This window comes from Actinomadura sp. NPDC048032 (assembly GCF_040653175.1).
In the GTDB taxonomy this organism is placed as follows: domain Bacteria; phylum Actinomycetota; class Actinomycetes; order Streptosporangiales; family Streptosporangiaceae; genus Spirillospora; species Spirillospora verrucosospora.
This window is the reverse complement of sequence record NZ_JBEZJP010000254.1, coordinates 1-11,693: the sequence shown is the minus strand read 5'-3', so window position 1 is coordinate 11,693 and position 11,693 is coordinate 1. Positions and strand designations below refer to the sequence as shown.

9 protein-coding genes are annotated in these 11,693 nt (G+C 70.7%); 5 read left to right on the top strand and 4 right to left on the bottom strand.

Going from position 1 to position 11,693, the window contains the following annotated elements:
- The first annotated feature begins 80 nt into the window (after positions 1-80).
- From AB0C69_RS27450 to AB0C69_RS27435, 4 genes are all read left to right on the top strand, one after another.
- Complete coding sequence (locus tag AB0C69_RS27450) at positions 81-950, top strand: glutamate ABC transporter substrate-binding protein (protein WP_345174328.1); 870 nt, start codon at positions 81-83, stop codon at positions 948-950.
- Positions 951-1,060: 110 nt separating this feature from the next.
- Positions 1,061-1,744, top strand: coding sequence for an amino acid ABC transporter permease (locus AB0C69_RS27445; RefSeq protein ID WP_345174326.1), 684 nt, complete (start codon positions 1,061-1,063; stop codon positions 1,742-1,744).
- The gene (locus AB0C69_RS27440) at positions 1,741-2,724 is read left to right on the top strand and encodes an amino acid ABC transporter permease (protein ID WP_360358114.1); all 984 of its coding nucleotides are present in this window, start codon (positions 1,741-1,743) and stop codon (positions 2,722-2,724) included. Before AB0C69_RS27445 ends, AB0C69_RS27440 begins: the two co-directional genes overlap by 4 nt.
- A gap of 176 nt (positions 2,725-2,900) precedes the next feature.
- Positions 2,901-4,913 carry a prolyl oligopeptidase family serine peptidase gene (locus AB0C69_RS27435; RefSeq protein WP_360358113.1) on the top strand — a complete coding sequence of 671 codons (2,013 nt, stop codon included), beginning with the start codon at positions 2,901-2,903 and terminating at the stop codon, positions 4,911-4,913.
- On the opposite strand, the gene AB0C69_RS27430 is transcribed toward AB0C69_RS27435, so the two are convergent.
- The 4 genes from AB0C69_RS27430 to recA all read right to left on the bottom strand — a co-directional run bounded on the left by AB0C69_RS27430 (position 4,914) and on the right by recA (position 10,342).
- On the bottom strand, positions 4,914-6,152 hold the full coding sequence (locus AB0C69_RS27430) for a glycerophosphodiester phosphodiesterase family protein (RefSeq protein WP_360358112.1): 1,239 nt from the start codon (positions 6,150-6,152) through the stop codon (positions 4,914-4,916).
- A 117-nt stretch (positions 6,153-6,269) separates the two neighbouring features.
- Positions 6,270-7,841: a ribonuclease Y gene (gene rny, locus AB0C69_RS27425; protein ID WP_345174318.1), complete on the bottom strand. Its 1,572-nt coding sequence runs from the start codon at positions 7,839-7,841 to the stop codon at positions 6,270-6,272.
- 703 nt (positions 7,842-8,544) lie between these two features.
- Complete coding sequence (locus AB0C69_RS27420; protein ID WP_360358111.1) at positions 8,545-9,063, bottom strand: regulatory protein RecX; 519 nt, start codon at positions 9,061-9,063, stop codon at positions 8,545-8,547.
- A 154-nt stretch (positions 9,064-9,217) separates the two neighbouring features.
- Positions 9,218-10,342 carry a recombinase RecA gene (recA, locus tag AB0C69_RS27415; protein ID WP_345174312.1) on the bottom strand — a complete coding sequence of 375 codons (1,125 nt, stop codon included), beginning with the start codon at positions 10,340-10,342 and terminating at the stop codon, positions 9,218-9,220.
- 242 nt (positions 10,343-10,584) lie between these two features.
- Here recA and AB0C69_RS27410 point away from each other — a divergent pair, with 242 nt between their 5' ends.
- Positions 10,585-11,451 (top strand): ATP-grasp domain-containing protein, encoded by an 867-nt coding sequence (locus tag AB0C69_RS27410; protein WP_360358109.1) that lies wholly within the window; start codon positions 10,585-10,587, stop codon positions 11,449-11,451.
- Positions 11,452-11,693 lie beyond the last annotated feature (242 nt).

Below are 11,693 nucleotides of genomic sequence, written 5' to 3'. Positions count from 1 at the left end.
GAGCGCGCGAAGGACTTCCTTTCAAAGATCCTCACGCACTGAGCCGCGGGGCTCCGGCAGAGAGCAGAGGTAGGACGAGTATGCGAGTACGTCGTTTCGGCGCCCTCATCGGGGCGGGGATGGCGCTGTCGCTGGCGCTCAGCGCGTGCGGCAGCGACACCGAGAAGACCGAGGCCAAGACGGTCGTCCAGAAGGCCAAGGACGACAAGAAGCTGACCATCGGCATCAAGTTCGACCAGCCGGCGCTCGGTCTGAAGAAGCCCGACGGCAGCTTCGACGGCTTCGACGTCGACGTCGCCAAGTACATCGCGAAGTCGCTCGGCGTCCCCGAGAACGGCATCACGTTCAAGGAGACGACCTCCGCCAACCGCGAGTCGTTCCTCGGCGGCGGGCAGGTCGACCTCGTGGTCGCCACCTACTCCATCACCGACGCGCGCAAGTCGCAGGTGACCTTCGGCGGGCCGTACTACGTCGCCCACCAGGACACGATGGTCAAGGCCGACAACAGCAGCATCAAGAAGGCCACCGACCTCAAGGGCAAGAAGCTCTGCAAGGCGGCCGGCTCCAACTCCTTCCGCCGCATCACCGAGGGCCCGCCGGACGGCAAGCTCAACATCAAGGGCGTCACGCTGGTCGACGCCTCCAGCTACTCCGAGTGCGTGAGCAAGCTGAAGTCCGGCGCCCTGGACGCGGTCAGCACCGACGACCTGATCCTGGCCGGCTTCGCCAACCAGCAGAAGGGCTCGTTCAAGGTCATCAACGACCCCTTCACCGACGAGAAGTACGGCGTCGGCCTGAAGAAGGGCGACACCGAGACCTGCGAGGCCGTCAACAAGGCCATCTCCCAGATGTACTCCGACGGCACGGCCAAGACCCTGCTGGAGAAGCACTTCGCGGGCACCGGGCTCAAGCTCGTCACGACCGCCCCGCAGATGGAAGGCTGCGCCTGATCCAGGGCCGCGACTGACGCCCGTCACGCCGGCGCGTCCCCGACCAGCATCGCCCGGGGACGCGTCGGCCTGGCCTGACTCCCGCTGGAACGTGATGAAACAGCTGAGCAATGTTTGACTTCAGCCCGTTCTTCGACAACTTCGACGAGATCCTCCAAGGGTTCTGGGCGACCCTGCGCCTCGCGGCCGCCGCGGCGGTGCTGTCCCTGATCATCGGGACCCTCCTGGCGAGCTTCCGGGTCTCGCCGGTTCCGGTGCTCCGCGCGTTCGGCACGGGCTACGTCAACATCGTGCGCAACACGCCGCTCACCCTGGTGCTGCTGATGTGCAGCCTGGGCCTGAACGACATCCTCGCGCTGAAGTTCTCCGAGAACTCCTCGACGACCTACTACTGGTGGGCGGTCCTCGGCCTGTCGGCCTACACCGGCGCCTTCGTGTGCGAGACCCTGCGCTCGGGCATCAACACCGTCCCGCTGGGGCAGGCTGAGGCGGCCCGTTCGATCGGGCTGACCTTCACCCAGTCCCTCCGGATGATCATCCTGCCGCAGGCGTTCCGGGCGATCATCGCCCCGCTGGGCAGCGTGCTGATCGCGATGATCAAGAACACGACGGTGGCCGCGGCCGCGAGCTACGCCGAGGTCGCGCTGGTCACCAAGACGATCATCGACAAGCCCACGTTCGCCAACGGGGTCATCCCCCTCTTCCTCGGCGTGTCGATCGGCTTCCTGATCCTCACCCTGCCGACCGGATACTTCTTCGGCTGGCTCGCCAAGCGGATGGCGGTGGCGCGATGAGCAAGGAAGCGACCGTTCTCTTCGACATCCCCGGCCCCCGGGCCCGGGTGCGCAACGCGGTCCTGACCGCCGTCGTGTCGGTCGTGTTCGCGGCCGTCATGGCCGCGCTGATCTGGCGCCTCAGCGACAAGGGGCAGTTCGAGGAGAAGCTCTGGACGCCGTTCCTGAAGTGGACGGTGTGGAGGCACCTGCTCCTGCCCGGCCTGATGAACACGCTGAAGGCCGCCGTCGTCGCCACGGTCCTGGCCCTGCTGTTCGGCATCGTGTTCGGGCTGGCCCGGCTGTCGGACCACTGGTGGGTCCGCGTCCCGGCCGGCGCCGTGGTGGAGTTCTTCCGCGGCATCCCGCTGCTGATCCTGATCTTCCTGGCGTTCTTCGTCCCGAACAAGATCAGCCCCGCGATCGCCGAGTCCCAGTTCGGCACCCTGCAGCGCTTCTCGGTGGACTACTTCTTCTCGATCTTCGGAGTGGAGATCAACGCCGGGACGGTCACCGTGCCCGCGTTCGCCGCGGTCGTGTTCGGCCTGACGATGTACAACGGCTCCGTGCTCGCCGAGGTGGTGCGCGCGGGCGTCCTGTCGATCCCGAAGGGGCAGTCGGAGGCCGCCTACTCCATCGGGCTCCGCAAGAACGGCGTCATGCGGCTGGTGCTGCTGCCGCAGGCGATCACGGTGATGATGCCGGCGATCGTGAGCCAGATCGTCGTCCTGCTCAAGGACACCGCGCTCGGGTTCATCATCGCCTACGGCGAGTTCCTGCAGGCCGGCTTCAAGCAGGTGCCGGCGAACTACAGCAACAACGTGCTCCAGGCCGGCATCGTCGTCGCGGTCATCTACATCGCGATCAACATGTCGCTGAGCCGCGTGGCCACGTGGCTGGAGGGGCGCAGCCGCCGCAGCCGCAAGACCGAGGCCAAGACGATGGGCTCGGGCGGCCCCGCTCCCGTCGCCGGGGTCGGGGTGACCCAGCAGACCGTCTGACGGATCCGCTCGTCCGCGAGGGGCGCCGCCGTTCTCCGGCGGCGCCCTCCGCTGTCTCCGGGGCGGGCGAACCCTGATGTTACCGGCGGGTTTCCCGGGGACGAGCTTGTATCTTTCCGAGCTCAAACGGCCCGTCATGGCCCCAACCGATCCCCGTATGCGGGACGATTCCTGTTATGACCGCTCGTGCGACCCTTCCCTACGGCTCATGGCCTTCACCCATCTCTGCGGCCGATGTCGCCCGCGCCCGGCTGCGCCTCAGCTTCCCCACCGTCGCGGGCGACGACGTGTGGTGGCAGGAGACGCGGCCTGAGGAGGGCGGACGGGCCACGGTCGTCCATCTGAAGGACGGTCATCGCACCGAGCTGCTGCAGGCCCCGTGGGACGCGCGCACCCGCGTCCACGAGTACGGCGGCCGGTCCTACCTGCCGGTCCGCACCGGCGCGGGGTGGTCCGTCGTGTTCTCCAACTACGAGGACCAGCGGCTGCACCGGCTCGACGAGGGCGACCCGAAGCCGTACCCGCTGACACCCGAGCCCGCCGTTCCGGCGGGCCTGCGGTACGCCGACTACGTCCTGTCCCCGGACGGGACGGAGGTCTGGTGCGTCTGCGAGGGCCACATCGCCGAGCCCGCGGCCCCCGAGGCCGAGCAGGGCGCCGAAGAGCAGCCCGCCACGGGCATCCGGCGCGCCATCGTCGCCGTCCCGCTGGACGGCAGCGCCGCCGGCGACGCCGGCGCGATCCGCGAGCTGGTCTCGGGCGCGCAGTTCTACGCGGGCCCCGTGCCGTCCCCCGGCGGAGGGCACCTGGCGTGGGTGCAGTGGAACCACCCCCGCATGCCGTGGGACGGCACCGAGGTGCGCGTCGCGGCGATCGAGGACGGCGCGGTGGTCTCGCCCCGCACCGTCAAGGGCGGCCTCACCGAGTCGGCCCTGGCGCCGCTCTGGCGCGACGACGAGTCCCTGTACGTGATCTCCGACTGGCCCGGCTGGTGGAACATCTACCAGGTCGGCCTGCACGGGGAGTCCGCGCAGGCGCTCTACCCGGCCGAGGAGGAGTTCGCCGCGCCGCTGTGGCAGCTCGGCGGCATGCCGTACGCGCTGCTCGGCGACGGGCGCCTCGCCGTCCTGCACGGCGAGGGCGACATGCGGCTCGGCGTGTACGACACCGACACCCTCGACCTCGTCGACCTGGAGGTCCCCTACGAGCACTGGGCGCCGCAGCTGTCCACGGACGGCTCGACGATCGTGGGGATCGCCGGCGGCCCGGACCTGCCGGCCTCGGTGGTGCGGGTCGACACCACCACCGGGCGCGTGGAGGGGCTGCGCCGGGAGCGGGCGGAGGTGCCCGACGTCGCGTACCTGTCCCGGCCGCGCGCCGAGCGCCTGGAGGGGCCGTTCGGCCGCCCCGTCCACGCCTACGTGTTCCCGCCGACCAACCCGGAGGCGGCCGGGCCGGACGACGAGCTGCCGCCCTACGTGGTGTTCGTGCACGGCGGGCCCACCGGGCGCGTGTCGACGGTGCTCGACATGGAGCGCGCGTACTTCACCAGCCGCGGCATCGGCGTGATCGACGTCAACTACGGCGGGTCGGCCGGCTACGGCCGCGCCTACCGGGAGCGGCTGCGCCGCCAGTGGGGCGTGGTCGACGTCGAGGACGCCGTCGCCGCCGCCCGCGCCCTCGTCGACGGCGGCATCGCCGACCCGGCGCGGCTGGCGATCCGCGGCGGCTCGGCCGGGGGCTGGACGACGCTCGCGGCGATCACGCAGACCGACGTGTTCAAGGCCGCCACGTCCTACTTCGGGATCAGCGACCTGCAGCGCTTCGCCGAGAGCACCCACGACTTCGAGTCCCACTACCTGTTCGGCCTCATCGGCCCCCTCCCCGGATTCGAGCGCGCCTACGAGGAGCGCTCGCCGATCAACCGCGCCGACCGCACGGCCTGCCCCGTCCTGCTCCTGCAAGGGCTGAGCGACCCGATCGTGCCGCCGGACCAGTCCGAACGGTTCGCGCAGGCGCTGGCCGAGAAGAAGATGCCGTACGCCTACCTCACCTTCGAGGGCGAGTCGCACGGCTTCCGCAAGGCCGACACGGTGATCCGCTGCCTGGAGGCGGAGCTGGCGTTCTACGGCCAGACCCTCGGGTTCGAGCCGCGCGGCGTCGAACCCGTCGACCTCACGATCGGCTGATCAGGGAACGATGTAGGAGGAGATGTCGAGCAGCGTGTGGTCGGCCCGGAAGAACGACACCGTGTCCCCTGAGGTGTTGTTCAGGAAGCCGACCGTCAGGCCGTTGTAGTAGGCGTCGGGGCGGTTCGTGCCGGGGCCGACGTAGACGCGCAGCAGGCTGCCCGGCGGGATCACGTATCCGGGGCCGATCCGCATCAGGTTGCTCGCCTGGTCGCGCAGGTAGCCGCCGCTCACGTCGACCGGCCTGGACGTCGTGTTGCGCAGCACCACGTGCTCGCTCTTCTCCGGCTGGGCGTCGTCGCCGCTCGGGTCGGGGAAGACGCTGTCGATCACCACGCCGTTCGCGCCGGGGAAGGGCCTGCGGCCGTCGAGGATCCGCCGGGTGGTGGCGGGGAAGTTCGTCGCGAGCCAGTCGTAGCCCTGGTTCGCCCCCATGGAGACCTCGGCCGGGCTGTCCACCGGGTCGCTGAACACCTTCAGGCCCTTGGCGTGCGCGCGCCTGACGTCGTCGGCGCTGGTCGCCCTGGGGTGGGCGTACACGCTGACCGTCCAGCCCGCCAGAGCGGCCAGCTCGTCGTCGGAGAGCATCTTCCCGCCGGTCAGGTAGGACAGCTGGACCTTGGGCGCGGACGCGTGGAACTCCTTGAGCGCCTCCTGGTCGCGCGAGTGGACCTGCACCCGGTAGGCCCCCGACCTGAGCGTGCCGCCGTCGGTGAGGCCCGCCGCGTTCAGCTCCCCGGCGAGCAGCGTGGCGATCCCCGGGCTGTTGGCGGGCGCCTTCAGCTCCAGGCTGAGCCCGGTGTCCCTGTCCCTGACGGCGAGCAGCTCCTTCAGGGTGGGCACCCGCTGGCCCGCGTACCGGGCGTCGAACCAGGACCCGGCGTCCAGCTTCTTGATCTCGGCCAGCGTGAACTGGCCCACCCTCCACGGCGCCCGGTCGGGGAAGACCTGCTCGACGTCGGTGGTCCGGGCGAGGGTGTCGTCGTGCACGAGCACGATCTGCTTGTCGGCCGTGAGCTGCACGTCGCCCTCCAGCACGTCGGCCCGGTCACGGACCCCGTCGCGGTAGGACGCGAGCGTCTCCTCGGGGGCCTGCCCCGGCGACCCGCGATGCCCGACGATCACCGCGTGCTCCCGCTTCTCCGCGGCCTGCGGCGCGGCCTGGGCACTGCCCGCGAAGGCGAGGGCGGCGGCCAGCACGGCCCCGCCCCCGCCCCCGATCATGGCGATCCTGTTCACGCGATCCTCCCGCCTGGAAATGACTTGATCATCACCGCGGGAGCTTGCGAACACCAGACCGGCCGCTTAATTTCCCCCAAACCCCAACGAACCGACCGGTCGCCGGATCGCCGCCGGTCAGCGGGCGAACTCGATCGCCCGGGACTCCCGGACGACCGTGACGCGGATCTGGCCGGGATAGGTCAGCTCGTCCTCGACCTGCTTGGCGATGTCGCGGGCGATCACCTGCGCCTGGATGTCGTCGACCGCGTCGGGCTTCACCATCACCCGGATCTCGCGACCCGCCTGCATCGCGAAGACCTTCTCCACGCCCTCGTGCCGGTCGCGGGCGATCTCCTCCAGCCGCTCCAGCCGCTTGACGTAGGCCTCCAGCGACTCGCGGCGCGCCCCCGGCCGGCTGCCGCTCACCGCGTCGGCGGCCTGGGTGAGCACGGCCTCCACGGTCCGGACCTCGACCTCGTTGTGGTGCGCCTCGATCGCGTGGACGACGTCCTCGTGCTCGCCGTAGCGGCGGGCGATCTCGGCGCCGATCAGCGCGTGGCTGCCCTCCACCTCGTGCGTGAGCGCCTTGCCGATGTCGTGCAGCAGCGTGCACCGCTTGGCGACCTCCACCGGCAGCCGCAGCTCGCCCGCCATGATCCCCGCGATGTGCGCGGACTCGATCAGGTGCTTGAGCACGTTCTGCCCGTAGGACGTCCGGTACCGCAGCTGGCCGAGCAGCGCGATCAGCTCCGGATGCATGTCGGCGATGCCGACCTCGACCAGGGCGTCCTCGCCGGCGCGGACGCACAGCTGCTCGACGTCGCTGCGGCTGCGCTCGTAGATCTCCTCGATCCGCTGCGGGTGGATCCGGCCGTCCAGGACGAGCTTCTCCAGCGTCAGGCGCCCGACCTCGCGCCGCACGGGGTCGAAGCAGCTCAGCAGAACCGCCTCCGGCGTGTCGTCGATGATGAGGTTCACGCCCGTGGTGGTCTCGAAGGCGCGGATGTTGCGCCCCTCGCGGCCGATGATGCGGCCCTTCATCTCGTCGCTCGGCAGGTGCAGGACCGACACCACCGACTCGGCCGTCTGCTCGCTGGCGACCCGCTGGATCGCCAGCGTCACGATCTTGCGGGCGCGCTTGTCGCCCTCCGCCCTGGCCGCGTTCTCGATCTCCCGGACGATCGGGATCGACTCCCGCTTCGCCTGGTTCTCGATCGCCGCGACGAGCTCGCCCTTGGCCTGCTCGGCGGTCAGCCCGGCCGCCTGCTCCAGGACCTTGCGGCGCTCCTCGGCGATGCCGTCGAGCTCCTGCCCGCGGGCCTCCAGCGCCTTCTTGGTCTCGGCGAGCCGCCCCTGCCACTCCTCCAGGCGGCGCACCTCGGTGTCGAGCCGCTGCTCCCGCTCGGCGAGCCGCGCCTCCCGGCGCTCCAGGTCCTCCCGGACGGTGCGGAGGTCGTCCCGGAGGGTCCGGCCCTCCTCGTCGAGCTCGGCGCGCCCAGCGGCGGCTGCTTGCTGCGCCTCACGCTCGGCCTTCTCCAGGACGGCCCGCGCGTCCTTCGCGGCCCTCTCCCTGATCTCGTCCGCCTCGCCCTGCGCCCGGGCCATCTCGGCCGCGGCCCTCCCGGGCGTGCCGGGGCGCCGCACCAGAACGATCACGAGAGCGACCAGGGTCACCAGCAGCGCTGCACCCAGCAGGACGCTCTCCATGAGGCAGATCCTTCCTCGCCGCGGGCCCGTCCGGAGTACAGGCCCTGCCTAGCGAGGACTTACTCGCGCGCGCGGATGCACGACATCGCGGGACGGCGCGGCTGCGCGCCCCGGCGATCCGGCCGAATCCGGTCGACGAAGCTGTCCTTTATGCCTCTCAGCTGCTGGAACGTGCTCGGTCGTATGGCAATCCGCGAGACGCGGAGTAACTCCTCACTGCCGTAACGGTAAGCGGCACAGAGGTAATGAGCAAGCAAACGACGGGCATTCCGGACTAACCGAACGTCGGCGTGACTCCTTCCTTACCGCCTCCCCTGACCCCCGTCCCCCGCTCCGACCTGCACCATCACACCGTCACCCGACCCCGCCCCCCGGCCCCCTTCCGGACACCGCCCCACCACCCCCGGCGTGTCGCCCCCACCCGCAAGACCCACCCGACCGGTCAGTCACCACCGGCAGCAAATCCTTCGGGTCGGCGCCACCGCTGGCCGAGGCACTCCCTGGGCCCTGCGAGACACAACGAGCCGGTCAGCCGCCCAGGAGTGGGGAGCCCCTCGGGGGTGCGGCTCTTCACGGCCGACGGTCACGCGGCCCTTTCCAGCACCGGGAAACGGTCTGAGGACGCCTCCCGCTCCCCGGAGTCCCCGGCCCGCCGCGGGGCGGCGGTGTTTTCTTTGGTGCCTTGCGCGGTGTGGCGGGTCGGTCAGTCGGGAGAGGCTGGGAGGGCTTCGGGGTCGGTGCCCTCTTCTGCCAGGGCTTCCTTGACCACTCGGTAGGCCAGGGCGGGTGAGTAGCCCCTGCGAGCGAGCATGCCGACCAGGCGGCGCATGCGTTTGGCCGGGTCGGCGCCTCGGGTGGACGGGAGCTTGCGGGCGACCAGGGCGCGGGCCGTCTGCTCCTCCTGGTCGGGGGCCAGGGTCTCCACGGCGTCGTTGACGGTCTCGTTGGCAACGCCCCGGCGGCGGAGCTCGGCGGCGAGGGCCCGCTTGCCCAGGCCTCGGCCGGCGTGCCTGGACTGGACCCATGCCTGGGCGAAGGCCTCGTCGTCGATGAGGCCGACGTCGGTGAAGCGGCCCAGGACGCGTTCGGCGACGTCGTCGGGGATGTGCTTGCGCTGGAGGGCCTCCGCCAGCTGGGCCCGGGTGCGGGGGGAGGCGGACAGGAGGCGCAGGCAGATCTCGCGCGCCTTCGCCTCTGGGCCGTTCTCGCCCGCGGCCGTCACGGGGAGCCGGCGGGGGCGGGGGCCATGGGAGCGGCGGCGCCATCGGGGAAGTTCCGGGCACCGGTCGTGCGGTGCCGGGTAAGGCGCCGCCGCCCTGCATACGAGATCATCGCTTACTCTTCGTCAAGAGTCACCCGTCTCGGCGGATTTCTTGTCAGGAATCACCCGTTTTGGCGGCCTTGGCGCCCCTTTTCGCGGCGGGGGCCTTGACCGGGGCGGGAGCGGGAGGCTCGGGCGCGGCGCCGGCGGCGCCCGCGGCGGCGGGCTCGGCCTCCTTGTCGACCTTCGGGCCGATGCCGAGCTTCTCCTTGATCTTCTTCTCGATGCCGTCGGCCAGGTCGGGGTTGGCCTTGAGGAAGTTGCGGGCGTTCTCCTTGCCCTGGCCGAGCTGGTCGCCGTCGTAGGTGTACCAGGCGCCGGACTTGCGGACGAAGCCGTGCTCCACGCCGAGGTCGATCAGGCCGCCCTCGCGGCTGATGCCCAGGCCGTAGAGGAGGTCGAAGTCGGCGACGCGGAAGGGCGGGGCCATCTTGTTCTTGACGACCTTGACGCGGACGCGGTTGCCGACGGCCTCGGTGCCGTCCTTGAGCGTCTCGATGCGGCGGACGTCGAGGCGGACGGAGGCGTAGAACTTCAGCGCGCGGCCACCGGTGGTGGTCTCCGGGGAGCCGAACATGACGCCGACCTTCTCGCGGAGCTGGTTGATGAAGATGGCGGTGGTCTTGGTCTGGTTGATGGCGCCGGTGAGCTTGCGCAGGGCCTGCGACATGAGGCGGGCCTGGAGGCCGACGTGGCTGTCGCCCATCTCGCCCTCGATCTCGGCGCGGGGCACCAGCGCGGCGACGGAGTCGATGACGACGATGTCGATCGCGCCGGAGCGGATCAGCATGTCGGTGATCTCCAGGGCCTGCTCGCCGGTGTCGGGCTGGGAGACCAGCAGGGCGTCGATGTCGACGCCGAGCTTGGAGGCGTACTCGGGGTCGAGCGCGTGCTCGGCGTCGACGAAGGCGGCGATGCCGCCCATCCTCTGGATGCTCGCGACGGCGTGGAGCGCGATGGAGGTCTTGCCGGAGCCCTCGGGGCCGTACACCTCGACGACGCGGCCGCGCGGCAGGCCGCCGATGCCGAGGGCGATGTCGAGCGAGATCGCGCCGGTGGGGATCACCTCGACGGGCGCCCGCGCCTCCTCGCCCATCCGCATGACCGACCCCTTGCCGAACTGCCGCTCGATCTGGGCGAGTGCGGTCTCGAGAGCCTTCTCCCGGTCGTTCGCTGCCATGAGATGTCCTTCTCGTTGAGATGTGTCGGCTCTCGGCCGCTGCTTGCGATGTCGAGGGCGACGTTACGGCGGGCCACCGACACTTTCGACCGCGGCGCGGTCCGATGACGCCGCTGCGGGACCCGCCCAGCTTACCGAACATCCGTTCGATCATCGTCCCGCATGCCGATTTGCGGCGGAATCTCCGTGCGATCGATGGTCCCGACCCCGTAACCTGGCGGGGTTGACGGAGGGTTCCAATCATGACGCTGACCGTCCTCTTCTGCGTCGATCCGCTCCATCCCCGGCGCGTTGACCCCCACTTCGCCCGTGAGGCCGCCGCCGTGCGGGACCACTACGGCGAGATCGCACTCATCGACCACGACGCGCTGCGGCGCGGGGACGTCGAGGACGCGGTCGACGCGGCGCCCTCCGACCTGGGCCCGGTCTGGTACCGCGGGTGGATGCTCTCGGCGGAGGAGTACGGCGCGATGGCCGCCGCCCTGAAGCGCCGCGGAACGGTGCTCCTGACGCACCCGGACGACTACCGCCGCGCGCACGAGCTGCCGGGATGGCACGACACGTTCGCGGGGCTGACCCCGCACAGCGTCTGGCGTCCTCTCGGCACCGGCCAGGACCCCGGTCCCCTCGCCGAGCTGGGTGAGCTCGTCAAGCCGCTGCGCGGTGGGCCCGGTGTGGTCAAGGACTACGTGAAGTCGTGCAAGCACGAGTGGGAAGAGGCGTGCTTCGTCCCCGACGTGAAGAACCTCGCGCAACTGCACGACATCGCGGCGAAGATGGTCGCGCTGCGCGACGACCATCTGGCCGGCGGCCTCGTCGTGCGGGAGTTCGAGCAGTACGAGGAGGGCGAGGCGCGCGTGTGGTGGGTGGACGGCGAACCCGCCCTGGTGGGCCCGCATCCCGACAGCCCCGGCGTGGAGCTCGATCCGGACCTGGGCGCGGTGGCCCCCGCCGTCCGCGCCCTGGGGTGCCGGTTCATCACCACCGACCTGGCCCGCCGCGCGGACGGCGCCTGGCGCGTGGTGGAGGTCGGCGACGGCCAGGTCAGCGACCTGCCCTCGTCGGTGGACGCGATGGACCTCTACGCCCATCTCCCCGTGCCCGAATAGCAGTCGCACAGGTGATGTGGCCGTGATCGAACCGGATTAGGGTTTTCGCCGTCTCATCACGTGTGGCCCTCGGCCGCCGATCGATCCCTCCGCGAGAAGGACGTGTTCCCTTGCCCCCTCAGGAGCCCACTCGCCGGCTCAGCTCCCGCGCCGTGAAGGTGGGGATGGTGAGCGCCCTGTCGTTGACCCTCGTCGCCTGCGGTTCCGGTTCGACGACGGCGAGATGCGTGGACCGCAACGCG

What these genes read in the sequence shown, in the direction of transcription:
- recA (WP_345174312.1), bottom strand. Translation starts at nt 10,342, where the DNA reads ATGGCAGCGAACGACCGGGAGAAGGCTCTCGAGACCGCACTCGCCCAG.
- AB0C69_RS27450 (WP_345174328.1), top strand. Translation starts at nt 81, where the DNA reads ATGCGAGTACGTCGTTTCGGCGCCCTCATCGGGGCGGGGATGGCGCTG.
- AB0C69_RS27440 (WP_360358114.1), top strand. Translation starts at nt 1,741, where the DNA reads ATGAGCAAGGAAGCGACCGTTCTCTTCGACATCCCCGGCCCCCGGGCC.
- AB0C69_RS27410 (WP_360358109.1), top strand. Translation starts at nt 10,585, where the DNA reads ATGACGCTGACCGTCCTCTTCTGCGTCGATCCGCTCCATCCCCGGCGC.
- rny (WP_345174318.1), bottom strand. Translation starts at nt 7,841, where the DNA reads ATGGAGAGCGTCCTGCTGGGTGCAGCGCTGCTGGTGACCCTGGTCGCT.
- AB0C69_RS27445 (WP_345174326.1), top strand. Translation starts at nt 1,061, where the DNA reads ATGTTTGACTTCAGCCCGTTCTTCGACAACTTCGACGAGATCCTCCAA.
- AB0C69_RS27435 (WP_360358113.1), top strand. Translation starts at nt 2,901, where the DNA reads ATGACCGCTCGTGCGACCCTTCCCTACGGCTCATGGCCTTCACCCATC.